The sequence below is a fragment of the Streptomyces sp. NBC_00358 genome, from assembly GCF_036099295.1.
Classification (GTDB): domain Bacteria; phylum Actinomycetota; class Actinomycetes; order Streptomycetales; family Streptomycetaceae; genus Streptomyces.
Map to the genome: position 1 here is coordinate 7935980 of NZ_CP107976.1, position 24074 is coordinate 7960053.

General features: G+C 72.4%; 25 protein-coding genes. 7 read left to right on the top strand and 18 right to left on the bottom strand.

From position 1 onward, the window contains the following. Nucleotides 1-17 precede the first annotated feature (17 nt). Entirely contained in the window at nt 18-956 is a 939-nt protein-coding gene (locus tag OHT01_RS33960; RefSeq protein ID WP_328556928.1) for an NAD(P)/FAD-dependent oxidoreductase, read from the bottom strand. Nucleotides 957-1057: 101 nt separating this feature from the next. Here OHT01_RS33960 and OHT01_RS33965 point away from each other — a divergent pair, with 101 nt between their 5' ends. The 5 genes from OHT01_RS33965 (at nt 1058) to OHT01_RS33985 (ending at nt 5531) form a co-directional block, all read left to right on the top strand. Then, nucleotides 1058-1699: a helix-turn-helix domain-containing protein gene (locus tag OHT01_RS33965; RefSeq protein WP_328558360.1), complete on the top strand. Its 642-nt coding sequence runs from the start codon at nt 1058-1060 to the stop codon at nt 1697-1699. 131 nt (nt 1700-1830) lie between these two features. Beyond that, a complete protein-coding gene (locus OHT01_RS33970) occupies nt 1831-2808 on the top strand; it encodes an NADPH:quinone oxidoreductase family protein (protein ID WP_328556929.1) in 978 nt (325 codons plus the stop codon). Next, the gene (locus OHT01_RS33975; protein ID WP_328556930.1) at nt 2805-4007 is read left to right on the top strand and encodes an acyl-CoA dehydrogenase family protein; all 1203 of its coding nucleotides are present in this window, start codon (nt 2805-2807) and stop codon (nt 4005-4007) included. Before OHT01_RS33970 ends, OHT01_RS33975 begins: the two co-directional genes overlap by 4 nt. Next, the gene (locus OHT01_RS33980) at nt 3986-5098 is read left to right on the top strand and encodes an acyl-CoA dehydrogenase family protein (protein ID WP_328556931.1); all 1113 of its coding nucleotides are present in this window, start codon (nt 3986-3988) and stop codon (nt 5096-5098) included. The genes OHT01_RS33975 and OHT01_RS33980 overlap by 22 nt, the downstream gene beginning before the upstream one ends. A 238-nt stretch (nt 5099-5336) precedes the next feature. Next, on the top strand, nt 5337-5531 hold the full coding sequence (locus tag OHT01_RS33985) for a hypothetical protein (RefSeq protein WP_261704269.1): 195 nt from the start codon (nt 5337-5339) through the stop codon (nt 5529-5531). A gap of 12 nt (nt 5532-5543) precedes the next feature. Here OHT01_RS33985 and OHT01_RS33990 read toward each other — a convergent pair whose 3' ends face one another. From OHT01_RS33990 to OHT01_RS34025, 8 genes are all read right to left on the bottom strand, one after another. Next, nucleotides 5544-6773, bottom strand: a complete 1230-nt coding sequence (locus OHT01_RS33990; RefSeq protein ID WP_328556932.1) for a phosphodiester glycosidase family protein — start codon at nt 6771-6773, stop codon at nt 5544-5546. A gap of 75 nt (nt 6774-6848) precedes the next feature. After that, entirely contained in the window at nt 6849-7205 is a 357-nt protein-coding gene (locus OHT01_RS33995) for a DUF779 domain-containing protein (protein ID WP_328556933.1), read from the bottom strand. A 187-nt stretch (nt 7206-7392) separates the two neighbouring features. Further along, nucleotides 7393-8382: a hydrogenase expression/formation protein HypE gene (hypE, locus tag OHT01_RS34000; RefSeq protein ID WP_443043559.1), complete on the bottom strand. Its 990-nt coding sequence runs from the start codon at nt 8380-8382 to the stop codon at nt 7393-7395. A gap of 73 nt (nt 8383-8455) precedes the next feature. Beyond that, on the bottom strand, nt 8456-9574 hold the full coding sequence (hypD, locus tag OHT01_RS34005; protein ID WP_328556935.1) for a hydrogenase formation protein HypD: 1119 nt from the start codon (nt 9572-9574) through the stop codon (nt 8456-8458). After that, a complete protein-coding gene (locus OHT01_RS34010) occupies nt 9571-9909 on the bottom strand; it encodes a HypC/HybG/HupF family hydrogenase formation chaperone (protein ID WP_328455029.1) in 339 nt (112 codons plus the stop codon). Before OHT01_RS34010 ends, hypD begins: the two co-directional genes overlap by 4 nt. 36 nt (nt 9910-9945) lie before the next feature. After that, nucleotides 9946-12306 carry a carbamoyltransferase HypF gene (gene hypF / locus OHT01_RS34015; protein ID WP_328556936.1) on the bottom strand — a complete coding sequence of 787 codons (2361 nt, stop codon included), beginning with the start codon at nt 12304-12306 and terminating at the stop codon, nt 9946-9948. Beyond that, nucleotides 12303-13196 carry a hydrogenase nickel incorporation protein HypB gene (gene hypB, locus OHT01_RS34020; RefSeq protein ID WP_328556937.1) on the bottom strand — a complete coding sequence of 298 codons (894 nt, stop codon included), beginning with the start codon at nt 13194-13196 and terminating at the stop codon, nt 12303-12305. The genes hypF and hypB overlap by 4 nt, the downstream gene beginning before the upstream one ends. Further along, complete coding sequence (locus OHT01_RS34025) at nt 13180-13617, bottom strand: hydrogenase maturation nickel metallochaperone HypA/HybF (protein WP_328556938.1); 438 nt, start codon at nt 13615-13617, stop codon at nt 13180-13182. The genes hypB and OHT01_RS34025 overlap by 17 nt, the downstream gene beginning before the upstream one ends. An 88-nt stretch (nt 13618-13705) precedes the next feature. Here OHT01_RS34025 and OHT01_RS34030 point away from each other — a divergent pair, with 88 nt between their 5' ends. Next, entirely contained in the window at nt 13706-14146 is a 441-nt protein-coding gene (locus OHT01_RS34030) for a helix-turn-helix transcriptional regulator (protein ID WP_328556939.1), read from the top strand. Here OHT01_RS34030 and OHT01_RS40225 read toward each other — a convergent pair. The 8 genes from OHT01_RS40225 to OHT01_RS34065 all read right to left on the bottom strand — a co-directional run bounded on the left by OHT01_RS40225 (nt 14122) and on the right by OHT01_RS34065 (nt 21462). Beyond that, nucleotides 14122-14238 carry a DUF6893 family small protein gene (locus tag OHT01_RS40225; protein WP_392180883.1) on the bottom strand — a complete coding sequence of 39 codons (117 nt, stop codon included), beginning with the start codon at nt 14236-14238 and terminating at the stop codon, nt 14122-14124. The two genes, OHT01_RS34030 and OHT01_RS40225, sit on opposite strands and share 25 nt — an antisense overlap. Before the next feature lie 29 nt (nt 14239-14267). Continuing rightward, nucleotides 14268-14828 carry a hydrogenase maturation protease gene (locus tag OHT01_RS34035; RefSeq protein WP_328556940.1) on the bottom strand — a complete coding sequence of 187 codons (561 nt, stop codon included), beginning with the start codon at nt 14826-14828 and terminating at the stop codon, nt 14268-14270. After that, nucleotides 14825-16255, bottom strand: a complete 1431-nt coding sequence (locus OHT01_RS34040) for a hypothetical protein (RefSeq protein WP_328556941.1) — start codon at nt 16253-16255, stop codon at nt 14825-14827. The genes OHT01_RS34035 and OHT01_RS34040 overlap by 4 nt, the downstream gene beginning before the upstream one ends. A gap of 1 nt (nt 16256) precedes the next feature. Further along, nucleotides 16257-16901, bottom strand: a complete 645-nt coding sequence (locus OHT01_RS34045; RefSeq protein ID WP_328556942.1) for a DUF6084 family protein — start codon at nt 16899-16901, stop codon at nt 16257-16259. Then, nucleotides 16898-17545 carry a DUF5947 family protein gene (locus tag OHT01_RS34050; RefSeq protein ID WP_328556943.1) on the bottom strand — a complete coding sequence of 216 codons (648 nt, stop codon included), beginning with the start codon at nt 17543-17545 and terminating at the stop codon, nt 16898-16900. The genes OHT01_RS34045 and OHT01_RS34050 overlap by 4 nt, the downstream gene beginning before the upstream one ends. After that, nucleotides 17542-18453 (bottom strand): NifU family protein, encoded by a 912-nt coding sequence (locus OHT01_RS34055; RefSeq protein ID WP_328556944.1) that lies wholly within the window; start codon nt 18451-18453, stop codon nt 17542-17544. Before OHT01_RS34055 ends, OHT01_RS34050 begins: the two co-directional genes overlap by 4 nt. 94 nt (nt 18454-18547) lie before the next feature. Further along, nucleotides 18548-20329: a nickel-dependent hydrogenase large subunit gene (locus OHT01_RS34060; RefSeq protein ID WP_328556945.1), complete on the bottom strand. Its 1782-nt coding sequence runs from the start codon at nt 20327-20329 to the stop codon at nt 18548-18550. A gap of 50 nt (nt 20330-20379) precedes the next feature. After that, the gene (locus OHT01_RS34065) at nt 20380-21462 is read right to left on the bottom strand and encodes a hydrogenase expression protein HypE (RefSeq protein WP_328556946.1); all 1083 of its coding nucleotides are present in this window, start codon (nt 21460-21462) and stop codon (nt 20380-20382) included. A 538-nt stretch (nt 21463-22000) separates the two neighbouring features. Between OHT01_RS34065 and OHT01_RS34070 the strand changes: the two genes are divergently transcribed. After that, nucleotides 22001-22729, top strand: coding sequence for a phosphatase PAP2 family protein (locus tag OHT01_RS34070; RefSeq protein WP_328556947.1), 729 nt, complete (start codon nt 22001-22003; stop codon nt 22727-22729). Between the two features lie 7 nt (nt 22730-22736). Here the strand turns inward: OHT01_RS34070 and OHT01_RS34075 are convergent, their stop codons facing one another. Beyond that, nucleotides 22737-24071: a glutamate-1-semialdehyde 2,1-aminomutase gene (locus tag OHT01_RS34075; RefSeq protein ID WP_328556948.1), complete on the bottom strand. Its 1335-nt coding sequence runs from the start codon at nt 24069-24071 to the stop codon at nt 22737-22739. Nucleotides 24072-24074: the final 3 nt, after the last annotated feature.

The following is a 24074-nucleotide window of genomic DNA, read 5'->3' on the forward strand; positions in this document are numbered from 1 at the left end:
GAAGGCCGGCCGTCGCCCTAGCCCCGTGCGACGGCCGCGTCGAGGTCGGTGAACAGGAGTTCGCCGTTGAGCGTGGCCGCCGCCCGGTAACCACCGCTCGCCGCGTTCACCACCTGCTCCGCGAAACCGGCGGCGTTGCCCGCGGCCCAGACCCCGGGCACGCTCGTCAGCCCGGTCGGGTCGACGACCGGGTAGCCGCCGAACGGCGTCTCCCGCAGCTCCGCGCCCAGCCGGTCGAGCAGGCCGGTCCGCGGCACCGGGCGCGGTGCCACGAACAGCACCGAGCGGTCGTACACCGTCCCGTCCACGAGCCGCACCCCGGTGAGCCGGTCGTCGCCCACCACCAGCTCCGCGACCTCGCCCGGCACCACGGCGACCCCGGCGGCGGCGAGCCGGCGCCGGTCCTCGTCGGAGAGCTCGTCCTCGGCCACCGTGTGCAGGAACAGCGTGACGTCCTTGGACCACTGGCCGACCATCAGCGCCTGGTGCACGCCCATCGGCGTACCGGCCAGCACACCGAAGGCCTCGTCGCGGACCTCCCAGCCGTGGCAGTACGGGCAGTGCAGCACATCGCGTCCGAAGCGCTCGGCGACGCCCGGCACCGACGGCAGCTCGTCGACCAGGCCCGTGGTGACGATCAGGCGGCGCGCGTGGACGGTGCGACCGGCCCCGAGGGTGACGTCGAACTCCCCGGCGCCGTCCCGGACCGCGTCCACCACCCGGTCCCCGACGATCTCCACCCCGTAGCCCTCGACCTCCCGCCGCCCCTTGGCGAGGAACTCGGCGGGCGGCATGCCGTCCCGGGTCAGATAGCCGTGCAGGTGCGCGGCGGGCGCGTTGCGCGGCTCGCCGGCGTCGACGACCAGCGTGCGGCGCCGCGCCCGGCCGAGTACCAGCGCCGCGGAGAGCCCCGCCGTGCCGCCGCCGATGACGGCCACTTCGTATGTCCCGGTCATGGTGACCACCTCCACGGAGAAGGTCGCCCGGCTCGGGCCGTATTGACAAATGGCTTTGCCGATTCTGCAATGAGGGAGTGAGCGACGGGATGAGTGACGGGATGAGGGGCGCCCCCGCGGGGGTGAGCGGCGGGGCCGGGCCCAGGGCGACCGGCGACGCGGCGACGGACGAGGTCCTCGCCGAGGTGGGTCCGCGGCTGCGCCGGATCAGGAAGGACCGCGGTGCGACGCTGGCCGGGCTGTCCGAGGCGACCGGCATCTCGGTGAGCACGCTCTCGCGGCTGGAGTCCGGGCTGCGCAAGCCCAGCCTGGAGCTGCTGCTGCCCATCGCGCGGGCCCATCAGGTCCCGCTGGACGAACTGGTCGGCGCACCGCCCGTCGGTGACCCCCGGGTGCGCGCCGAGCCGATCGTGCGGGGCGGCCGGACGCACTGGCCGCTGACCCGCCAGCCCGGCGGACTCCAGGCCTACAAGGTGGTCGAACCGCAGCGGACCCCGGAACCGGACCCGCGGACGCACGAGGGCTACGAGTGGCTGTACGTGCTGTCCGGGCGGCTGCGGCTGATGCTCGGCGAGCACGACGTGGTGCTGGGGGCGGGGGAGGCGGCGGAGTTCGACACCCGGGTTCCGCACTGGTTCGGGTCGACGGGCGAGGGGCCCGTGGAGTTCCTGAGCCTGTTCGGGCCGCAGGGGGAGCGGATGCACGTACGGGCGCGGCCCAGGGCGCGGGGCGAGGAGCCGTGAGGGCGGGCGGCGGGACGGCTCGCGGCGCGCGTGGCGAAGACGACGGACGCCTGCTGTTCCCAGGTGGGCAAGCGACCGCTTAGTATGCGATCGACCCCGGTCAGACGACGGCAGTCCCCTGGAGGCCCCGCATGCAGGCATGGCAAGTGCACCAGAACGGCGAGCCCGCAGAGGCGATGCGCCTTCAGGAGGTGGATCGGCCGACCCCCGGTGACGGTCAGGTCCTGCTCAAGGTGCGCGCCGCGAACATCAACTTCCCCGACGCGCTGATGTGCCGCGGCCAGTACCAGGTCAGGCCACCGCTGCCGTTCACGCCCGGGGTGGAGATCTGCGGCGAGACCGAGGACGGGCGCCGGGTGATCGCCAACCCCGCACTGCCGCACGGAGGATTCGCCGAGTACGCGGTCGCGGACGCCGCCGCCCTGCTCCCGGCACCCGAAGCCCTCGACGACGCCGAGGCCGCGGCCCTGCACATCGGCTACCAGACCGGCTGGTTCGGCCTGCACCGCCGGGCCCGGCTGGAGGCCGGCGAGACCCTGCTCGTCCACGCGGCGGCCGGAGGGGTCGGCAGCGCGGCCGTACAGCTCGGAAAGGCGGCCGGAGCGACCGTCATCGGTGTCGTGGGCGGCGCCGACAAGGCCGCCGTGGCGCGCGAACTGGGCTGCGACGTCGTCATCGACCGCCGCGCCGAGGACGTCATAGGCGCCGTCAAGGCGGCGACCGGCGGACGCGGCGCGGACGTGATCTACGACCCCGTCGGCGGCGAGGCCTACACCCAGTCCACCAAGGTCGTCGCCTTCGAGGGCCGGATCGTGGTCGTCGGCTTCGCGAGCGGCTCCATCCCCAGCCCCGCGCTGAACCACGCCCTCGTCAAGAACTACGCGATCCTCGGCCTGCACTGGGGCCTGTACAACACCAAGAACCCCAAGCTCGTCCTGCACTGCCACGAGCAGCTCACCGAGCTGGCCGCACGGGGCGCGATCAAGCCGCTGGTGAGCGAGCGGGTGCCGCTGAGCGGGGCGGCCGCCGCCGTGCAGCGGGTCGCCGACGGAGTCACCACCGGGCGGATCGCCGTGGTCCCCGCACTTCAGAACGGAGCCGCCGCATGACCGACGCAGCCGAACTGCGCCGCCGCACCGAGGAGTTGCTCGCCGCGCATCCTCCCCTGGAGACCGACCGACTGGACTTCCTGAAGGCACGTTTCGACGCCGGACTCGCCTGGGTGCACTACCCCGAGGGCCTCGGCGGCCTCGGCGCACCGCGCAGCCTCCAGGCCGTCGTGGACGCCGAACTGGCCGCCGCGGGCGCGCCCGACAACGACCCGCGGCGGATCGGGATCGGCCTCGGCATGGCCGCCCCGACCATCCTCGGCTTCGGCACCGAGGAGCAGAAGCGGCGCTTCCTGCGGCCCCTGTGGGTCGGCGAGGAGGTGTGGTGCCAGCTCTTCAGCGAGCCCGGCGCGGGCTCGGACCTCGCCGCCCTCGGCACCCGCGCCGTCCGCTCGGACACCACCGAGGACGGGAGCGGGGGAGACTGGGTGATCAACGGGCAGAAGGTGTGGACCTCCAGCGCCCACGTCGCCCGCTGGGCCATCCTCATCGCCCGCACCGACCCGGACGTGCCCAAGCACCGCGGCATCACCTACTTCATCTGCGACATGACCGACCCGGGTGTCGAGGTGCGGCCGCTGCGCCAGATCACCGGCGAGGCCGAGTTCAACGAGGTCTTCCTCACCGACGTCCGCATCCCCGACGCGCACCGCCTCGGCGAGGTCGGCGACGGCTGGCGGGTCGCGCAGACCACCCTGATGAACGAGCGCGTCTCCATCGGCGGCATGCGCATCCCGCGCGAGGGCGGCATGATCGGCCCCGTCTCGAAGACCTGGCGCGAGCGGCCCGAACTGCGTACCCACGACACGCACCAGCGGCTGCTGAAGCTGTGGGTCGAGGCCGAGGTCGCCCGGCTCTCCGGCGAGCGGCTGCGCCAGCAGCTCGTCGTCGGCCAGCCCGGCCACGACGGCGCCGGCATGAAGCTCGGCTTCGCCCGGCTCAACCAGGAGATCAGCGGGCTGGAGGTCGAACTCCTCGGCGAGGAAGGCCTGTTGTACGAGGACTGGACGATGCGCCGGCCGGAGCTGGTCGACTTCACCGGCCGGGACGCCGGGTACCGCTACCTGCGCTCCAAGGGCAACAGCATCGAGGGCGGGACCAGCGAGGTCCTGCTGAACATCGTCGCCGAACGCGTTCTGGGCCTGCCGTCCGAGCCGCGCACCGACAAGGACGTCGCATGGAAGGACCTCGCCCGATGAGCCAGGAGAGCACCCAGCCGGATCTCCTCTACACCGAGGAGGAAGAGGCTCTGCGGTCGGCGGTCCGGGACCTGCTGACCGACCGCTGCGACCCCGCCTCGGTGATCGCGCGCACCGAGTCGGACGCCCCGCACGACATCGCTCTGTGGAAGGCGCTGGCCGACGGAATGGGCCTGGCGGGCCTACTGGTTCCGGAGGAACTGGACGGCCAGGGAGCCACGCACCGCGAAGCCGCCGTCGTCCTGGAGGAACTCGGCCGGGCGGTCGCGCCCGTGCCGTATCTGACGAGCGCCGTGGTCGCCACGGAGGCACTGCTGGAGTGCGGCGCCGACGACCTGCTCACAGGGCTGGCGTCCGCCACGTCGATCGGCGCGCTGACCGTCGGGCTGCACATCGCTCCCGGCGCCGCCTTCGCGACCGTACGGCTGGAGAACGGCGCTCTGCACGGTGAGCTGACGGGCATCGCCGATGCGGCGGGCGCGGACCTGCTGCTCGTGCCCGCGGACGACGGAGGCCTGTACGCGGTGGACGCCTCCGTCGCGACCATCACCCCGCAGGTGTCCCTGGACCTCACCCGCCCCCTCGCCACCGTCACGCTCACCGGCGCCCCCGGCCGTCGGCTCGGCGACGCCGAACCGGCCGTACGGCGCGCCCTGCGGGCCGGCGCCGGACTGCTCGCCTCCGAGCAGCTCGGGCTCGCCGACCGGTCGTTGACGGAGACCGTCCGCTACCTCAAGGAGCGCAAGCAGTTCAACCGGCCCGTCGGTGGGTTCCAGGCGCTCAAGCACCGGCTGGCCCAGCTGTGGCTGGAGGTCGTCAACACCCGCGCCGCCGCCCGGAACGCCGCCGACGCGCTCGCCACCGGCAGCGCGGACAGCGACCTCGCGGTCGCCGTCGCCCAGGCGTACGCGGCACCCGCCGCCGTGCACGCCGCCGAGGAGGCGCTCCAACTGCACGGCGGCATCGGCATGACGTGGGAGCACCCGGCGCACCTGTACCTCAAGCGCGCCAAGGCCGACTCGATCGCCTACGGCACGGCCGGCGCCCACCGCGCGGCCCTGGCCGAACTGGTCGATCTCCAGGCGCCCTGACAACGTCCCGAGAAAGGCCCGCCCCACCCGGGGCGGGCCTTTCCGTGCGCCCGCGACGTGCGGGGGAACGTCCAAGGAACGCCGATGACCTGGGCGGTCCCGCGGAGTTCCCGGACGCCCGCGACCGACGGTGGAAGACCACCCGTTCGGGGGACACGTCAACCGCCCGGACGGACCCTCCGCTACGCCACACTTACGGCCGAACGCCGCGAAGTGGACGTGGCGGAGGAGGTTGACGATGGCCATTTCCATCTCTGTGGTGCTGCTGCTCCTGGTGCTGGCGGTGATCTTCCTGCGCAACGGAGGGCTGAAGATCTCCCACGCGCTGGTCTGCGCCCTGCTCGGATTCCTGCTGGCCAGCACGAGCATGGCCCCGACCATCCACAGCGGTCTCACCGCGACGGCGGACATCGTGGGCAGCCTGACGCCATGACGTGCCGCCGCGTCACGGACGCGTGAAGACCCCGATCCCGTTCGGGACGGGGCGCTCCGCTCCGCCGCTCGGATGGTTGAGGACACTGACGGTGGCCGCCCCCGCCCACCGGGCGACCATCGTGGTGGATCCGCCGCCGTCGAGGCTGAAGGCGTCCTGCGAGCCCAACTGCCTCATGGCCGCCGTCACTTCGGCGATGGTGAGCCCGCTCCGGAACTCCGGGGCGCCGTCCAGGGCGAGGAGCTGCATCCGGCGTCCGTGGTCGGAGAAGCCCACCGCGGTCCGTACGGCGGAGGTCCTGTCGTCCAGACCCGGCAGCGGCACGCCGTCGGTCATCATCGGATAGCCGCCGACCGCGAACCGGTACGGCACCCGGGAGGACTTCGCCACCAGGCGGTGCCGCACTCCCACCCACTCGCCCACGGACAGTCTCCGCAGCTCCTGGGCGCCCGCCTCGCGGCCGACCAGCACGGTGGTGCCCGGGGCGATGGCTCCGCCGCCCGGAGCGTCGGCGGCGGACACGACCCGCCCGCGGCGGACCGTCACCTCGTAGGTGTCTGTGCTGCACGGCGCGGCCCGGTCCGTGTCCGTGCCGCAGGTCGCGCGCACCCGCGAGACGCTGCCCCAGTCCGCGGTGAACGCGCCGACGGAGCCGACCGGCAGCGCGTACTGGTTGAACCCGCCGAGCGGCCAGGTGCCGTCGGGGCTGCGGACGGACCCGTCGAGGGCCACGCTGTCCAGCCGGGCCCGGCGGTCGACGCCCACACCGAACACGTCCTCGGTGGTCGTGCCTGGCGGCAGGGCGGGGCCGAACCGCTGGCCGTTCGGGACCGCGGCCTTGAGCCCGCGGCCGCTCGCGATCGCCGGACCCACGGTCGCGCCCGTCGCCTCGACGCCCGGATGCTGGGTCTCCGTGATGTCGAAGAAGTCGCCGTTCACCCCGGCGACCGCGCCCCGGGAGTCGGCCAGCTCGGACACCGGCTCCCTGGACGCCACGGCGCCGGGGTGAAGGAGGTCGACGCGCACATGAGGATTGCGCAGATCGATGTTCAGCACATGCGCGTGCGCCACTCCCTTGGCCGCCGGGATGTCCAGCTGTGTGTACTCGACGCCGGGCGCGATGTCGGTCGCGCCCTCCGCGCCGCTGGCCGGCGCCGCACCCACGAGGGCGGCACCGGCCAGCGCTCCGCTTGCCGTGAAGACCGTCAGTGCTGTTCTGAACCGTCCGCTTCGACGCGTCACAGTGCCCCCTGATGTCTCGTCAACTTTCGCAGGACTCAGGGGAATTGCACCAGAGGACGGTACCCGGGCCGGCGGCTAGGCGCCGACGACGCGCGAACGGATCAGAAAACGCACTCCTTCGGGTGCTTCGAGGGAGAAACCGCTGCCCCGGCCCGGCACGACGTCCACGATCAGCCGCGTGTGACTCCACAGCTCGTACTGGCTCTTCGAGATCCAGAAGGTGATCGGCTCGTCGACGCCCTCGACCGCCAGCTCGGCCAGCAGCACGTCCGAGCCACCGGTGCGGAACTCCCCCTCCGGGTAGCACATGGGCGCGCTGCCGTCGCAGCAGCCGCCCGACTGATGGAACATCAGCGGTCCGTGCTGGGTGCGCAGTCGCCGCAGCAGCTCGGCGGCCGCGGGCGTCAGCTCCACGCGCGGGACGACTTCCATCGGCGCTCCCCCTCGGGTCTCACGGCGTTCACGGGACAGCCGACCATCCCGGACGTTGCGAGAGGGTTGCACGCCCCGGACAGGGAAGAGGCCGGCCCCCGGTGGCGCCCGCGCGACGCGGGTCGTCACCGAGGACCGGCCTCGGAGCGTTCGATGCCGGCGGACGGGTGCCGGCGGGCGGGGCGGCTCAGCAGATGCGCGGGAGTTGCTCCCCGAGCGGCATGTCCACCACGCGGGTGCCGCCCAGACCGGTGGCCGCGACGACCATGCCCGGGTGGTCCGGGACGCAGTGGCCGATCGCCACGGACTCCTTGCCGAGCGGGTGGGCGCGCATCGCCGCGAGCACGGCGTCGGCGTGTTCGGCCGCCACGAACGCCACCAGCTTGCCCTCGTTGGCCACGTACAGCGGGTCGAGGCCGAGGAAGGCGCAGGCGTTGGCGACCGTGTCCGGGACCGGCAGGGCACGTTCGTCGAGGGTGATGCCGACCCGCGCCGCCGAGGCGATCTCGTTCAGGGAGGTGGCCAGGCCGCCGCGGGTCGGATCGCGCAGCACGTGGATGTCGGGGCAGACGGCCAGCATGTCCGCGACCAGCCCGGCGAGCGAGGCGGTGTCGCTCTGGATCTCGACCCCGAACTCCAGCCCCTCCCGCACGCTCATGATCGCCACACCGTGCACGCCGATCGGCCCGCTGACCAGCACCACGTCACCGGGGGCCGCTCGCTGCGGACGGATGTCGACGCCGTCCGGGATCAGCCCGATCCCGGCGGTGTTGATGAAGATGCCGTCGCCGTGGCCCGCGTCGACGACCTTCGTGTCGCCGGTCGCGATCACCACCCCGGCCGTCCGGGCCGCCTCGCCGAGCGCCTCGGCCACCCGCCCCACGACGGAGAGCTCGACGCCCTCTTCGAGGATGAACCCGCAGGAGAGGTAGGCCGGTACGGCCCCCGCCATGGCCAGGTCGTTGACCGTGCCGTTGACGGCGAGGTCCCCGATGCTGCCGCCGGGGAAGAACAGCGGCCGTACGACGAAGGAGTCGGTGGAGAAGGCCAGCCGGGCCCCGCCCAGCAGCAGATGCGCGGAGTCGCCGAGCTCGGCGAGCACGTCGCCGCCGAAGGCCGGCGCGAACAGGTGCTCCACCAGTTCCGCGGAGAGCGTGCCGCCACCGCCGTGCCCCATCACGATCCTGTCGTGGTCGCGCAGCGGCGCCGGGCAGGTCCAGGACGAGAAGTCGACGGGAGCGTATGCCGAGTCAGCCAACGGAGCTCGCCTCCTTGTCCGGGGTCTCCAGCCGCCGGTAGAGGTAGTAGGCGGCGCACGCGCCCTCGCTGGAGACCATCGTCGCGCCCAGCGGATTGCGCGGGGTGCACTCCTTGCCGAACGCGGCGCACTCGTGCGGCTTGATGAGGCCCTGGAGCACCTCGCCGCTGCGGCAGACGGTCGATTCCTCGGTCTGGATGCCGGTCACCGAGAAGCGGTACTCGGCGTCGTACTCGCGGTACTTGGGGGACAGCCGCCAGCCGCTCTGCGGAATCATGCCGATCCCGCGCCAGGCCCGGTCGGTCACCTCGAAGACGTCGGAGAGCATGGCGCGGGCCGCCGGGCTCCCCTCGGCCTGCACCGCGCGCGGGTAGGCGTTCTCCACGGTGTGCTGTCCCGCCTCCAGTTGGCGTACCGCGCGGCGGATGCCCTCCAGGATGTCGAGCGGTTCGAAACCGGTCACCACGATCGGCACCCGGTGGCGCTCGGCCAGTTCGGGGTACTCGCCCATGCCCATCACGGTGCAGACGTGCCCGGCGGCGAGGAACGCCTGCACCCGGCAGTCGGGCGAGTTCATGATCGCGTCGATGGCCGGGGGCACCTTGACGTGCGAGACCAGCAGGCTGAAGTTGGCGATGCCCAGCTTCTTGGCCTGATAGACGGTCATCGCGTTGGGCGGCGCCGTGGTCTCGAAGCCGATGCCGAAGAACACGACCTGCCGGTCGGGGTTCTCCTGCGCGATCTTCAGCGCGTCCAGCGGCGAGTAGACGACGCGTACGTCCGCGCCCTCGCTCTTGACCTTGAACAGGTCGCGTCCGCTGCCGGGCACCCGCAGCATGTCGCCGAAGGAGCAGAAGATCACGTCCGGGCGGGAGGCGATCTCCAGCGCCTTGTCGATGATCTCCAGCGGGGTCACACAGACCGGGCAGCCCGGCCCGTGGATCAACTCGATCTCCTCGGGGAGGAGTTGGTCGATGCCGTGGCGGATGATCGAGTGCGTCTGTCCGCCGCAGACCTCCATGATGGACCAGGGCCGGGTGGTGACCGCCCTGATGTCGTCGAAGAGCCGCTTGGCGAGGACCGGATCGCTGAACTCGTCCAGGTACTTCATGACCGCGCCTCCTTCTCGGCGCCCTCCAGGGGCGGGAGTCCGGTTCCGGCGGGGCGTTCGGCGCCGGCGTCCCGGGCGGCCTTGCCCCAGGCGTCGCCGAACTCCTCCTCCAGCACTCCGAGGTTCTCGAAGAGCTCCAGGGTCTGCTTCGCCGACTCCTCGTCCAGCCGCTGCAACGCGAATCCCACATGGACGATGGCGTAGTCACCGACCTTCATGTCCGGCACGTACTCCAGACACACGTCCTTGACGACGCCGCCGAAGTCCACCTTGGCCATCCGCGTCGCGTCGCGTTCCTCGATCTCCAGCACTCGGCCGGGTACGGCCAGACACATGACTCGCTCCTGACTCGCTCCAGCGCTCCTGTCGCGCTAGTCCCGTGCTCGGGCGGCGACGATCAGCTGCCCGAGGGCCAGACCGCCGTCGTTGGGGGGAACCCTGTGGTGCCTCAGTACGGTGAAGCCGTCGCGTTCCAGGACGGCGCCGCAGCCCTCGGTGAGCAGGGCGTTGCAGAACACCCCGCCGCTGAGGGCGACCGTGCGGATGCCGGTCCTGACTCGTGCCACCGTGCACACCTCCAGGACCAGATCGACCACGGCCCGATGGAACCGACGGGCCACCGGCCCGGCCGTGACACCGGCCCGGACGTCCGCGACGGCGGCGGCCAGGACCGGCGCCGGATCGGCGATCAGCGGCACCTCGGGGTCCTGACGGACCGCTCTCAGCATGAACCGGTACGCGTCGTTCCGCTCGTCGTCGGCGAGCGGCCCAGCCAGGTCGCCCAGCGCCGCGTTCTCCAGCTCCATCGCCGCCTGCGCCTCGTACTCCACCCGGTGGCAGACTCCCGCGAGCGAGGACACCGCGTCGAAGAGGCGTCCCATGCTGGACGTGGGAACGCAGTTGAGCCCGCGTTCCAGCTGCCGTTCGAGCAGCCGCCGCTCCTCGGGGGTGGCGGCCGCGGCGCACGGCAGCTCGTCCCGCCAGGGCAGCCCCGCCGCCCGCAGATGCGACAGCGCCATCCGGTAGGGGTTGCGTACGGCCGCGTCGCCGCCCGGCAGCGGCACATAGCCCAGATGGGCGAACCGCCGGTATCCGTCGTAGTCGGCGAGCAGTACCTCGCCGCCCCACACGGCCCCGTCGTCGCCGTAACCGGTCCCGTCGAACGCGACCCCGATCACCGGGGCCGAACCGTCGAGACCGTGCTCGGCCATCGCCGAGGCGACATGGGCGTGATGGTGCTGCACCTGGCGCAGCGTCAGGCCGCGCTCCTCGGCGGCGCGCCGCGCCCACTGGGTGGCGCGATAGCCGGGATGCCGGTCGGCGACCAGCAGGCGCGGCGCGACGGCGGTGAGGTCCGTCAGATGGCCGGTGGCCCGCTCGAAGGCGGTCAGGGTGGCCAGGTCGTCCATGTCCCCGACGTGCGCGGACAGCCAGGCGTAACGGCCGTCCCCGGCGCAGAAGGTGTTCTTCAGGTCCCCTCCCACCGCCAGCGCCGGGACCACGGGCACGGGCAGCGCGATGGGGAAGGGGGCGTAGCCGCGCGAGCGGCGCACCGGAAGCTCGGCTCCCGCGCAGACCCGGACCACCGAGTCGTCGCAGGGCACGTGGATGGGCCGGTCGTGCGCGAGCCAGGCGTCGGCCAGTCCCGCCAGCCGGGTGAGCGCCTCGTCGTCGTCGGTGACGATGGGCTCGCCCGAGCGGTTTCCGCTGGTCATGACGAGGACGTCCGGACCCGGCGGATCACCGGGCAGCCCGAGCAGCAGCCGGTGCACCGGGGTGTAGGGGAGCATGAAGCCGAGGTCGGGGCTGCCGGGCGCGACTCCCGCCGCGATCTCGCCACCGGCGCCCGCCCGCCGCCGCAGCAGGACCACCGGCTTGCGCGGCCCGAGCAGCAACTCCCGCTCCAGCGAGCCGACATGGGCCAGCCGCCGGACGGTCTCCAGCGAGCCTGCCAGCACCGCGAAGGGTTTGCCGCCGCGGTTCTTGCGTTTGCGCAGGGTGCGGACGGCGGCGGGATCGCCCGCGTCGCACGCCAGGTGGTAGCCGCCGATCCCCTTGACCGCCACCACGGCGCCCTCGGCCAGCAGCCGACGGGCCTCGGCGAGCGCCTGTCCGTCGCGCAGCTCGCCCGGATCGTCCGGCCCGGTGCGCAGGGTGAGCCGGGGGCCGCAGGCGGGGCAGGCGATCGGCTGGGCGTGGAAGCGCCGGTCGGCCGGGTCCGCGTACTCACGGGCGCAGTCCGCGCACATCGGGAAGCCCGCCATGGTGGTGCTGTCCCGGTCGTACGGCAGCGAGGTCACGATGGTGAACCGCGGACCGCAGTGCGTGCAGGTGATGAAGGGGTGCCGGTACCGCCGGTCGGCGGGGTCCGCGAGTTCGCTCAGACAGGCGTCGCACGTCGCGGTGTCCGGGGAGACCAGCGTGCGGCCCGGCCCGCCGGAGGAGGGGCGGATGGTGAACACCGAGCCGTCGTTCTCCAGCGGTACGGCACGGTGCTCGACCGACTCGACGACCGCGAGCGGCGGCGGGCGGGTCCCGATCCGCGCGCAGAACGCGGCCACGTCGGCGGCCGGGCCCTCCACCTCGGCCTCGACGCCCCGCGCGTTGTTGGTGACCCAGCCGGTCAGCCCGAGTTCCTCCGCGAGGGTGTACACGAAGGGCCGGAAACCCACTCCCTGGACGACGCCCGTGACGGTGACGTGCCTGCGCTCGCGGCCCGGCGCCGGTGTCACGGCGTGCGCCCCCGCACCGGACTGCGCTCGGCCCCCGGCTCGTGCTCGTGCTCCCGCTCCAACGGGTGCCCGGCGGTGTGCACGTGTCCGTCCCCGTCGCTGTGCGCGGGCCCGTCGCCGTGCGCCTGTGCCTGGCCGTCCCCCCGCGGCTGTCCGTGTCCGTTCCCGTCGCCGGGTCCGTGGCTGTGCAGGTACCGCTCGTGCTGCCGGGCCAGGACGGGTACGTGCGTCTCGTCGCCGGCCGCGCAGCGCAGGACATGGGCCAGCAGAGCGTCGACACCCTGGCCGGTGCGGGCCGAGGTCTCCAGGACCGGCACGCCGGGATTGACCTGCTGGACACCCCGCAGGAACGCCTCCCGGTCGAAGTCGACGGCGTCCGCGATGTCGGTCTTGGTGATCACGACCAGGTGCGCGAGCCCGAACGCGGCCGGGTACTTGACCGGTTTGTCCTCGCCCTCGGTCACCGACGCGAGCGCGACGCGCAGGGTCTCCCCGAGGTCGTAGGACGCGGGACAGACGAGATTGCCGACGTTCTCGACGAACAGCAGCCGGGTGCCCTCGGGCAGCCAGCCCTCCAGCCGCCGCTGGAGCATGCCCGCCTCCAGATGGCACAGCCCGTCGGTGAGGATCTGCTGCACCGGTGCGCCGGAGCGGGCCAGCCGGGTCGCGTCGTTCTCGGTCGCCAGGTCGGCGGTGACGGCGGCGGCCGGTGTACCGCCCGCGACGGCGCGCCCCAGCAGTTGTTCGAGCAGGGCCGTCTTGCCGCTGCCCGGACTGGACAGCAGATTGACCGCCACCGTGCCGCGGTCACCCAGGTAGCCCCGCAGGGCCAGCGCGTTCTCGTCGTTCTTGGCGAGCACGGCCTGATGCAGGTCAACGGTGCGGCACATGGCCCGCCTCCTCGTCGTGTACCGGCAGCCCGGACGGGGCGGCGCGTGGCCCGTCGTCCGGACCCTTCCCGTCCCGGGGCCCGTCGGTCAGGGTGACCCCGACGATCTCCAGTTCCCGGCCGCCGAGCAGGGTCAGCGTGGCCCCGCAGGCGGCGCACCACAGCACCGGAGGCATTCCGGTCGGCGCCTCACGGCCGCAGCCGTCGCAGCGGCCCCGCGCATCGACAGTCTCGATCAGCAGGCGGGTCCCCGCCAGCGCGGTGCCCTCCGTCGCCAGGCCGAACGAGAAGTCCAGCGCCTCGGGCACCACCCCCGCGAGCTCGCCGATCCGCAGGGTCAGTGTCTCGACCCCGCGGCCCTGTGCCCGTACGGCTTCCTCGACCTGTTCGACGACCGCCACGGCGATGGACAGCTCATGCACGGCCCGCACCTCCCGCCGCCGAGCCGCCGGGCCCCCGCGCGTCGCCGGGATGTGGGGCGCGCACGGGGCTGGTTACTCTGAGAACACGATGACTGGGCATGAGGTCGAGCGACGCGCTCTGCTCACCCCGGTGCTGCTCCTGTTGCTGGCCGAACGCCAAGGTCATGGCTATGAGCTGGTGCAGCGCCTGGGCGCCTTCGGCTGCGGTGACGCCGACCAGGCCCATGTGTACCGGCTGCTGCGGGGCATGGAGAGCAGCGGTGAGGTCACCTCGCACTGGCACGCCTCGGAGAGCGGTCCCGCGCGCCGCGTCTACGCGATCACCCAGCAGGGCGCCATGAACCTCGCCCTGTGGTTCGTCCGCCTGGGCGAACTCCACGGCACCCTGCATCTCTTCCTGGAGCGGTATGTGCAGCTCGAGGACGTCGGCGGCCGCGCGGGCCGGCGCGAGGGCGCGGGGCCGGGCGCCGGCCCGCGCCCACCGGATCATGCGCGGCCGCCCGATCACATGCGCCGCATGCGCAAGTAGCGGCGGATGTCCGACAGGTTCCTCGCGACTCCGTAGGCCACTACAAGGCCCGCGGCCAGGCCCACCCATTGCCATTCCATCCTTGCCTCCATCGTGGTCAGCTCCTCGGTCAGTTCCTCGGTCAGCTCCTCTGGGGTACCGAGGCAGCGCGGCGTACCAGGTCGAGCACCAGGTCGGCGGCGGCGTCCACCGCACCGGCCACCGGGGGAGTCAGCCCCATCCCCTCGTCGGTGTCGCGGGGTTCGCAGCCGACGACGTACACCTCCTGGGGGAGGGTGCCGCCCGCGCCGGCGTGCAGATCGTGCAGCAGGGCCAGCACGGTGGCGGGGTCCATGGCGTGCGTGTCCAGCGGCCCCGGCTCGGGCCGTGCCGCGGGGGGTCCGGGCCCCACGTCGATCGTGTAGAGCGTGCCCGGCGGGCCTCCGCGGCTGACGATGTCCACCAGCACGAGGGCCTGATAGCCCTCCAGCAGCCGGTAGGCGAGGTGCACTCCGCGGATGCCGGTGTCCATCAGCTCGACGCCGGGCGGCAGTTCGGGTCCGCGGACCGCCAGTCGCCGTACGGTCTCCACCCCGAAGCCGTCGTCCTGGAGGAACACGTTGCCCACTCCGGCGACCAGGACGCGGGGTGTCTGCTCCCGGCCGGGAGCGCCGGACGGGGCGGTGCCATCAGGTCCGGTCATGGCGCCTCCTCCTTGAGCGGGGCCACCTCGTCGGGCTTGAAGTAGAGGAAGCGGCCCTGGGCACGGCGTACGTCGGTGCCGGGATCGTCGTCCACGACGACGGCGAGATGCGTCTCGCCGTCGAGGTCGCCCACCACGGCCTCGACCGTGGCGTGCCGGCCGAGGAGGAAGGCGTCCTGGGCGTCGGTCCGCCGGGCGCCGGGGGTGAGCAGGACCCTGCTGCCGGCCCGCACGGTCTCGCCGTCGATGACGACGGCGCCCGGCACCTCGGCGGCCTCGGCGTCCTGCGCCGGGTCCCACCAGGGGTGTCCGGGGCCCTCGGGGAGACTCGGCCCGGTGTCGGGGGCAGCGGGGAGCGGCTCGCCCGTGAGGTCCTCGCCGGTGATCTCACGGAGCCCCCGGATCGCCCCGTGCAGCCGCTCGCGGACCGCCTCCGGCATGTCGTCGACCAGGTCGATGACGGCGGCGGCGCGGGTGTCGGTGCCGCGTGCCTCGCGCTTCTCGCGTTCGGTGAGGGCGGCCGTGCGCAGCGAGAGGATCTCGTCGATCTCGGTGGCGTCGTAGAGGGGCCCCGGGCTCTCCTCGGCGACGGCGGGGTGGTCCTCCAGGATGATCGGCGAGGACAGCATGACGTCGTCCGTACCGGGCTCTCCCGCGAGTACGGGCCAGGTGAGGTCGTTCCGGCAGCTCGCGGCGGCCGGGCGGGCCCACTCGGGCGGGTCGGTCAGGGACAGGAACCGTCCGCCGGGGACGCCGAGCAGCAGATGGGTGCCGATCAGGCTGTGGGCGAGGGCGGTCTCGCGGTCGGTACCGGCGTGCTCCGGTGCGGTGGTGGTGTTGTGCACGCTCACCGTGAGCCGCAGCACCCGGTAGGGGCCCGGCAACTCCTCGACGCGCGGGCGCAGTTCGCCGGTGAGTCGCCGCCTGCGCCGCACCAGGCGGCCCAGCGTCCGGCCCTCGGCGTCGGTGACCGGCTCGTATTCGACGGCGTCCGGCAGGTCGAACCGTACGGCGTGGGCGGCGAATTGATCACCCGTCAGTTCGGCGAACGTCTCATGGATCAGGACACGCTCCTCGTGCCCCTCGTCCCATGGCACCAACACCCGGTCGGGAAGGTCGAGTTCGGGGACCTCCGTGTAGCCCCCGTCGGGGTCGAGCCGTTCGACCGTGCGCCGCCGTACGTGCAGGAAGCGCAGTTCGGCGTGGAGCCGGTCGCCGTCGCGGGGTTCCAACAGGCACTCGGTGCGCTGCACGGAGTGCTCCCCGGTCGTGGCGGTCCAGGCGGGCGGCACCAGGACGCCGAACTGCCAGCGCAGTTGGTTCTTCGCGGCCGAGGCGCGGTAGGGGTAGAGGACGTATCCCTCGAACAGGACGGCGTCGGCCACCGCGCGGGCCTGCTCGAAACGGCTCTCCAGGGGATTGCTCATCTCAGTCGGCCCCCTTCTTCGCGTCGGCGGTGGCGAGGAGTTCCTCGAAGACCCGCTCCCAGGACGGCAGCGCGCGCGAGGAGCGGTAGCGGCGCAGGGCGTCCAGCACGTCCAGCCGGACGCGCAGCCAGCCCGAGTTGGGGAAGTACTGCTCGATCATGTTCCGCCACACGTCCACCGGCATCCGGTACGCCGTCTCCTTGTGCCACGGCACCGGCTCGGCCCGGAAACCGTCCCGGCCGGTGAACACCGTGCCGGAGAAGAGCAGGAGCAGCGGGATCTCACCGCGGGACAGCGCCCGGAAGTACGAAGCGGACGCGACCTCGGTGTCGTAGGTGCAGGGCACCGGGAGGTCGACCTCCGTAGAGCCGGTGAACGCCGGTACGGTGATGGAGGCGTGGGTGAACTGCAACGGCTTGAGCGTGCTGCTCCAGCGGCTCGGCTCGCCGAACAGGTCGCCCAGCATGCCGACCTCGTCCGGATCGTAGGACCGTCCGGCGGGCTCGATACGGATCTGGCAGCGCAGCGCGACGGCGTGCACGGGCTGGTGATCGGCCTCCTCGATGCGCAGCCCGAACAGCAGTGTCGGCCCGGCTCCGTAGGGCTCGGGGCGCACCCCGGTGCAGGTGAACTGGAGATCGGTCACGGGGTACCCCCGGGGTTCTCCGCGCTCCCCGCGTTCGTCAGCGGACGGGCGGCCGCCGTGATCCGCTCGAAGAACTCCTCGATGTCCGCGCGTGCCTCCGTGCCGCCGTCGAAGCCCTTCCAGTGCAGCCGCATCCGGCCGACCAGCTCGTAGCAGACGTCGACCGGGACGAGCGTGCACGTCACCGAGCCGCCGCGTCCGCGGTGCAGCAGCAGCGCCTCCACATCGGGTTCCAGCAGCTCCGCGAGCCGGCTGCGTCCGAGCACCGAGTCCCAGGTCTCCGGATCGAGTTCGCTCTCCGTGGCGCCCGCCGGGCTCGGGTAGAAGGCCGCGAGCCGGTCGAGTTCGGAGTTGCGGAAGAAGAAGGCGAGCGCGACCGGGATCTGCAGCCGGTTCCAGTCCGCCTCGTCCAGGACGAAGCCGGGATCGGTGAGATACCGGTCCGGGACCGCCCGGAAGCGGCCCTGCCCCGCGCCCGGCCGGAGGAAGAGGAGATGGCAGGGCGGACAGGCGCACTTGAGGGACCGTCTGGAGGTGTCGACGAGATGCCGGTGCGCGGCGGGCAGCGGTTCCCCGCACAGGTCGCAGCGCTCGCCCTCGGGCGGCGGCCTGCGGGTGAACTGCTTGAGCACGTCGGTGGTCATGGCCCCGCCCCCAGCAGCTCGCCGGGCAGTGCCACCCGTACCGACCCGTCCTCCTCCAGCAGCGGTACGGGCTCCAGGTGGCCCCGGTCTCCCCGGCCCGCCCGGTGCGCGTCGAACTCGGCGGCGCAGCCCGCGCACCGCAGCAGTTCGCCGTCCAGTGCCGCCGGAGCGAGGCTGGCGGCACAGACCGGGCAGCGGTCGCGATAGGCGTAGAGCTGCCCCGGCAGACGGACCAGCAGCAGGGTGCGGCCGGCGACCTCGGTGACCCCGGTGGCCCTCTCGCCCAGGGGCAGTGCGTGGGGGCCCAGGGTGTACCAGCGCGCCGGATCGCCGGGTTCCGGGGAAGGAGCCGGATCGCCTGGAGCGTCGTCCGGGCGGTGCGGCAGGATCTGGAGCAACGCGGGCTGCGGGCTCTCCTCGGCCATTCCCTCGACCTCGATGTGCTCGACCTCGGGTGCGATCCGGGCGACCGCCTCCTCGATGGTCCAGCGCACGGTCTGGGTGGAGGACGGGCAGCCGTCGCAGCTGCCGCGCAGTCTGAGCCGCAGCGTCGGACCGTCCGCCGCCTCCAGATCGAGCCCGGCCACCTCGACGTCGCCCGCGTGCGAGCCGAGGTAGGGGCGGACCTTGTCGAGGGCGCGGCCCACCCGGGTCGCGGTGTCCTCGGGATGCAGATCGTGCAGGATCAGCAGATCGCTGACGAGTTCGTCGGCGGTGAGGACGGCGAGGGGATCCGCGCCGTCCGGGGCGGAGCGCAGCAGGCGTACGGTCCGGGCCAGGCCCTCGCCGTAGAACTCCATGAGGCAGCGCACGAGTTCGTCCGCGGTGTCGCGCGCCTCCGGTCCCGCCTGCTGCGCCAGCTCGTCGAGCAGCGCGCCTATCCGCTCGCCCGTCTCCTGTCCGGCCATCGGCAAACCCCTCTTCTGAGGAAGGTCAGATCGTGCGGGAGGTCGGTTTCCGGGGAGTCCGGACCTTGGTGAAGGTACGGATCCCGGGGGAAGGTCAGACCGCCAGTCCGCTCAGCCCCGTCGGCATGTGCGTCTGCTGGACGGTCTTCCCGCCACCGACGTACATGTGCACGCCGCACGGCAGGCAGGGGTCGAAGCTGCGGACGGCCCGCATGATGTCGATGCCCTTGAAGGTGTCGGGCGGGTTCTCCTCGAAGATGGGCGTGTTCTGCACCGCGTCCTCGTACGGGCCCGGTGTGCCGTAGCTGTCGCGCACACTGCCGTTCCACGGAGTCGGCGGGTACGGGTGGTAGTTGGCGATCTTGCCGTCCCTGATCACCATGTGGTGGGAGAGGACGCCCCGGACCGCCTCGGTGAAGCCGCAGCCGATCGACTCGTCCGGCACGTCGAACTTCTCCCAGGTCTGGGTGCGTCCGGCGCGCACCTCCTCCATCGCCTGCTCGGCGAAGTGGAGGGCGGCAGCGGCGGCGTACGCCTGGAAGTAGGTACGGGCCCGGTTGCGTTCGAGGGCGTTGCTCCACTGCGGGATCTTCCACTCCAGCGCCATCTCCGGCTTGGTCATCGTGCGCGGCAGGTTGATCTGCACGCTGTGCCCGGTGGCCTTGATGTAGCCGATGTCGACGAGCCCGGACAGCGCCGTGGACCACAGCCGCGCGATCGGGCCGCCACCGGTGTCCAGCGCCAGATGGTCGGTGCCGTCGAACCAGCGCGGTGACATCACCCAGCTGTACTTGTCGTCGAAGTCCCGCTTCTGCGGGGCCGGGATGGTGTGCTGGTTCCACGGGTGCCGCTCGTCGACGGGGTTGCCCAGCGGGTCCCGCTCGACGAACTTCTCCATGCCCGACCAGTCCTCGTAGTACGAGCTGCCGAGCAGGATGCGGATGCCGAGGTTGATGTCGACGAGGCTGTTGGTGACCAGCTTGCCGTCCACGATGACGCCCGGGGTGACGAACATCCGCCGGCCCCAGTTCTCCATGTTGGCGTACTGGAAGTCGCAGTACTCCGGGTCGTTCAGCGCGCCCCAGCAGCCCAGCAGCACCCGGCGCCTGCCCACTTCCTCGTACCCGGGCAGGGCCTCGTAGAAGAAGTCGAAGAGGTCGTCGTGGAGCGGGACGACCCGCTTCATGAACTCCACGTAGCGGGTGAGCCGGGTCAGGTAGTCGGTGAAGAGCTGGATGGTCGCGACCGTGCCGACACCGCCCGGGTAGAGCGTGGAGGGGTGCACATGGCGGCCCTCCATCAGACAGAACATCTCCCGTGTGTAGCGGCTCACTTGGAGCGCCTCACGGTAGAACTCGCCCTCCAGCGGGTTGAGCGAGCGCATGATGTCGGCGATGGTGCGGTAGCCGTGGTCGGCCGCGTGCGGGGCCTCGGTGCGCTCGGCGAGTTCGAGCACTCCGGGGTTGGTCTCGCGGACCATCCGCTCGCAGTAGTCCACGCCGACCAGGTTCTCCTGGAAGATGTTGTGGTCGAACATGTACTCCGCGGCCTCGCCGAGGTTGATGATCCACTCGCCGAGGTGCGGGGGTGCCACGCCGTACGCCATGTTCTGGGCGTACACGGAGCAGGTGGCGTGGTTGTCGCCGCAGATGCCGCAGATCCGGCTGGTGATGAAGTGCGCGTCGCGCGGGTCCTTGCCGCGCATGAACACGCTGTACCCGCGGAAGACGGACGAGGTGCTGTAGCACTCCGCGACCCGCTTCGCCTTGAAGTCGATCTTGGTGTGGATGCCGAGACTGCCCACGATGCGGGTGATCGGGTCCCACGACATCTCCGTGAGGCCGTCACCGGCAGGCTTGTTCGTCGCCGTCGCCATGGTGCCGCGCCGCCTTCCTGTCGAGTGTCATGCTCAGCGGGTAACCGTGGTCACCACGGGGCCTGGTAGCCGGTCGTGAGCTCCTCGCCCTTGCCGCGCCACTTCGGTTCCTTGTCGACGGTCTTCGCGGTGATGTTCCGCAGTCGTCTTATGACCGAGCCGTAGATACCGCTCGCCGTCGCGGACACATGGCCGCCCGGCGGCTCGTCCATGAACGGCATGAACTTGTCGGGGAAGCCCGGCATGGTGCAGGCGATGCAGATGCCCCCGACGTTCGGGCAGCCGCCCACGCCGTTGATCCAGCCGCGCTTGGGCACGTTGCACTTGACCACCGGACCCCAGCAGCCGAGTTTGACCAGGCACTCCGGCGATCCGTACTCGGAGGCGAACTGTCCCTGCTCGTAGTAGCCGGCCCGGTCGCAGCCCTCGTGGACGGTGGCGCCGAACAGCCAGGTCGGCCGCAGCTCCTCGTCCAGCGGGATCATGGGTGCCGCGCCCGCCGCCTGGTACAGCAGGTAGAGCAGGGTCTCGGAGGCGTTGTCGGGGTGCACCGGGCAGCCCGGGATGCAGACGATCGGAATGCCCGCCTTGGACTTCCACTCCCAGCCCAGATAGTCCGGCACCCCCATCGCGCCGGTCGGATTGCCGGCCATCGCGTGGATACCGCCGTACGTCGCACAGGTCCCGATGGCGACGACGGCGAGCGCCTTCGGGGTCAGCCGGTCCAGCCACTCACTGGTGGTGATCGGCTGGCCCGTCTCCGGATCGTCCCCGAAGCCGCACCAGTAGCCCTCCGGTTTGACCCGCTCGTTCGGTATCGATCCCTCGACGACCAGCACGAAGGGCTCCAGCTCGCCCCGGTCGGCCTTGAAGAACCACTCGACGAAATTGTCCGCGCCCTGTACGGGTCCGCACTCGAAGTCGATCAGGGGCCAGTGGACCGCCACCTTGGGCAGTCCCGGCAGGGCACCGAGCGCCAGCTCCTCGATGCTCGGCTGGGTCGCGGCGGTCAGCGAGACGGAGTCCCCGTCGCAGCTCAGCCCCGCGTTGATCCAGAGAATGTGGACGGTCGGGTCGTCCTGCGCTTCGTCCTGCGCGACGGGTTCGGCCGTCGTCGCGGTCGGGGCGTCCATGAGCCCTCCTGGGAATCAGCTCATTCAGGTCATAGCTGGCCAAACAGCCTTTCCTATGGTTACCGCCAGGGAGGGCCGACGGTAAGTGCGAACCGGCCCTATCGTCGTCGCGCACTGTGGCGGCGAGCGGTCCGCGGCGCGGTCGACCTCGCGGTCCGGTCCTCCGGCCTTCCGGCCTTCCGGTCCTCGGGCCTTCCGGTCCTCCGGCCTTCCGGTCCGGGCGGCGCACGTCCCGGCTCGCGCCCGGCACCGTTTTCCGACGGCGGCTCGCCGCGGCCGCGTTGTTGGCTAGGGTGGCGGGTGCCCGGCCCAGTTCGCACTCGACGTGTTCGCCCCGACGGGAGGGGGAGGTGCATCGCATCCGCCGACTGCCAGAGCACGGTGAGCGGTGGGTGGTGCGCGCGCTCCCCGGCCCGGGGGAGAGCCACCGCCCCGCCGACGTGGGGCGCGGCGACCGCCTCGCCGACCTGGGGCGCGGTTGCCGGTCCAGGTGTCGGCGGCCGGGTCCGCCGGACGCTGCCCGGCCCGTGGTGGGCGGGTGACCGGCCGGCCGCCGCCCGCGGCGCTGCCCCCGGCCCTGCGCCCGTTGCTCGGGCCGATCGCGGCCCTGGCCGCGCTGGTGGTCGTCGTCCTCGGGGTCCGGTACGCCGGCGACAGCGGGCCCGGCACGCTGGACGCGCGGATCCTGGCGGTGGTGGACGGTGTGCGGTCGCCCTGGCGGCAGGTCGCTCTGGCCCTGGACTTCTTGGGGGAGCCCGTGGGAGCGGCGACGCTGGTCGCGGCCACCGTGACGGGCTGCCTGCTGCTTCGGCGTCCTCGCGCGGCGGTGCTCGTCGTGGCGGGCGCCGGCGTGAGCGTGGGCACGGCGACGTTGCTCAAGTCCCTGGTGGGACGCACCATCCACGGCGGGAACCTGTCCTACCCGAGCGGGCACACCGCCTTCGCCACCTCGCTCGCCCTCGTGGTGACGCTGCTCGCGACCGGCCGGCTCGGCCTCGGCCGGAAGAGCGGCACGTTGCTCGTGCTCGGCGCGGCGCTGGTCGCCGGCACCGCCATGGGCTGGGCGCAGGTGGGCCTGGGCGCGCACTACCCGACCGACGTCCTCGGAGGCTGGTGCACCGCGCTGGCGGTGGTACCGGCGACCGCGTGGCTGGTCGACCGGGTGGCTGACCGGCCGCTCGACCGTCCGGCTGACCCGCCGGCCGACCGTCCGGCTGACCCGCTGGTCGGCCGGACGGCCGACGCCGTTCGCCGGGAGCGTCGCTGACGTCGCGTCACGCCAGCCGGCGGAACACCGGCTTCACCGGTCGTCCGGCCAGCCAGGGGGTGGGGTCGGCGGCGTCCAGTGCCTTGCGGTACACCGCACAGGCCTGGGCCACCACGTCGACGGTGTGATCGATGTCGGCGTCGTCGAGCGCGCTGCTCACCACGAACGACGGGGCCAGCACCCCGCCCGCGAGGAGCCGGCTCAGGAACAGGGTGCGGTACCGCTGCGACGGCTGCCGGTTCTCGTCGAGGGTGGCGAAGACCAGGTTGCTGGCCCGGCCCCGGACGACGATGTGCTCGCCGACTCCCATGGCGGACGCGGCGTCGCGGACCCCGGCGGCCAGCCGCTCGCCGAGGGCGTGCAGCCGCGCGGTGACGCCCTCCTCGGTATAGGTGGCCTGCACGGCCATGGCGGCCGCCAGGGAGTGAGTTTCCGCACCGTGCGTGGTCGACAGCAGGAACACCCGGTCGCCGGGGTGACGCAGCCCGCCCAGCTCCATCAGATCGCGGCGCCCGGCCAGCGCGGAGACGGCGCATCCGTTGCCCAGCGCCTTGCCGAACGTGGAGAGGTCGGGGACGACGCCGTACAGGCCCTGGGCGCCCGCCTCGGACCAGCGGAAGCCGGTGATCATCTCGTCGAAGACCAGTACGCAGCCGTGCCGGTCGGCCAGTTCGCGCAGACCGGCGAGGTACCCGGGCGGCGGTTCGGTGTGGGTGGCGGGTTCGAGGACCAGGCAGGCGACCTCGTCCCGGTACCGGGTGAGCAGCTCCTCCGTGGCGGCCAGATCCCCGTACGGGAACGTCACGGTGAGCTCGTTGGTCACCGCCGGGACACCGGCGGACATCGGCGTGGTGCCGATGAACCAGTCGTCGACGGAGAAGAACGGATGGTCGGCGCAGAGGGCCACCCGCGGGCGTCCGGTGGCGGCGCGGGCGAGGCGCACCGCGGCGGTGGTGGCGTCGGAGCCGTTCTTCGCGAACTTCACCATCTCGGCGGTCGGCACCGTGGCCAGGAAGCGTTCCGCGGCCTCGACCTCCACGATGGACGGCCGGACGAAGTTGCTGCCGCGGTCGAGTTCCCGCCGCACCGCCTCGATCACGCGCGGGTGGGCGTGGCCGAGGCTGACCGACCGCAGACCGGAGCCGTACTCGATGTAGCGGTTGCCGTCGATGTCCCACACGTGGGCACCGCGGCCGTGGCTGATGACCGGGGCCAGGTTGTCGGGATACTGGTCGTCGCCCTTGGCATAGGTGTGCGCGCCCCCCGGGATCATGGCGTGCAGCCGCTCGTTCGCCATCCGCGAGCGGGGGAGGAGGAGTTCTTGGGTGTCTTCGGTGGGCACGCA

Coding starts and splice junctions, on each gene's coding strand:
- OHT01_RS33960 (WP_328556928.1), bottom strand. CDS start 956: ATGACCGGGACATACGAAGTGGCCGTCATCGGCGGCGGCACGGCGGGG.
- OHT01_RS33965 (WP_328558360.1), top strand. CDS start 1,058: ATGAGGGGCGCCCCCGCGGGGGTGAGCGGCGGGGCCGGGCCCAGGGCG.
- OHT01_RS33970 (WP_328556929.1), top strand. CDS start 1,831: ATGCAGGCATGGCAAGTGCACCAGAACGGCGAGCCCGCAGAGGCGATG.
- OHT01_RS33975 (WP_328556930.1), top strand. CDS start 2,805: ATGACCGACGCAGCCGAACTGCGCCGCCGCACCGAGGAGTTGCTCGCC.
- OHT01_RS33980 (WP_328556931.1), top strand. CDS start 3,986: ATGGAAGGACCTCGCCCGATGAGCCAGGAGAGCACCCAGCCGGATCTC.
- OHT01_RS33985 (WP_261704269.1), top strand. CDS start 5,337: ATGGCCATTTCCATCTCTGTGGTGCTGCTGCTCCTGGTGCTGGCGGTG.
- OHT01_RS33995 (WP_328556933.1), bottom strand. CDS start 7,205: ATGGAAGTCGTCCCGCGCGTGGAGCTGACGCCCGCGGCCGCCGAGCTG.
- hypE (WP_443043559.1), bottom strand. CDS start 8,382: ATGGGGCACGGCGGTGGCGGCACGCTCTCCGCGGAACTGGTGGAGCAC.
- hypD (WP_328556935.1), bottom strand. CDS start 9,574: ATGAAGTACCTGGACGAGTTCAGCGATCCGGTCCTCGCCAAGCGGCTC.
- OHT01_RS34010 (WP_328455029.1), bottom strand. CDS start 9,909: ATGTGTCTGGCCGTACCCGGCCGAGTGCTGGAGATCGAGGAACGCGAC.
- hypB (WP_328556937.1), bottom strand. CDS start 13,196: ATGTGCCGCACCGTTGACCTGCATCAGGCCGTGCTCGCCAAGAACGAC.
- OHT01_RS34030 (WP_328556939.1), top strand. CDS start 13,706: ATGACTGGGCATGAGGTCGAGCGACGCGCTCTGCTCACCCCGGTGCTG.
- OHT01_RS40225 (WP_392180883.1), bottom strand. CDS start 14,238: ATGGAGGCAAGGATGGAATGGCAATGGGTGGGCCTGGCCGCGGGCCTT.
- OHT01_RS34035 (WP_328556940.1), bottom strand. CDS start 14,828: ATGACCGGACCTGATGGCACCGCCCCGTCCGGCGCTCCCGGCCGGGAG.
- OHT01_RS34040 (WP_328556941.1), bottom strand. CDS start 16,255: ATGAGCAATCCCCTGGAGAGCCGTTTCGAGCAGGCCCGCGCGGTGGCC.
- OHT01_RS34050 (WP_328556943.1), bottom strand. CDS start 17,545: ATGACCACCGACGTGCTCAAGCAGTTCACCCGCAGGCCGCCGCCCGAG.
- OHT01_RS34055 (WP_328556944.1), bottom strand. CDS start 18,453: ATGGCCGGACAGGAGACGGGCGAGCGGATAGGCGCGCTGCTCGACGAG.
- OHT01_RS34060 (WP_328556945.1), bottom strand. CDS start 20,329: ATGGCGACGGCGACGAACAAGCCTGCCGGTGACGGCCTCACGGAGATG.
- OHT01_RS34065 (WP_328556946.1), bottom strand. CDS start 21,462: ATGGACGCCCCGACCGCGACGACGGCCGAACCCGTCGCGCAGGACGAA.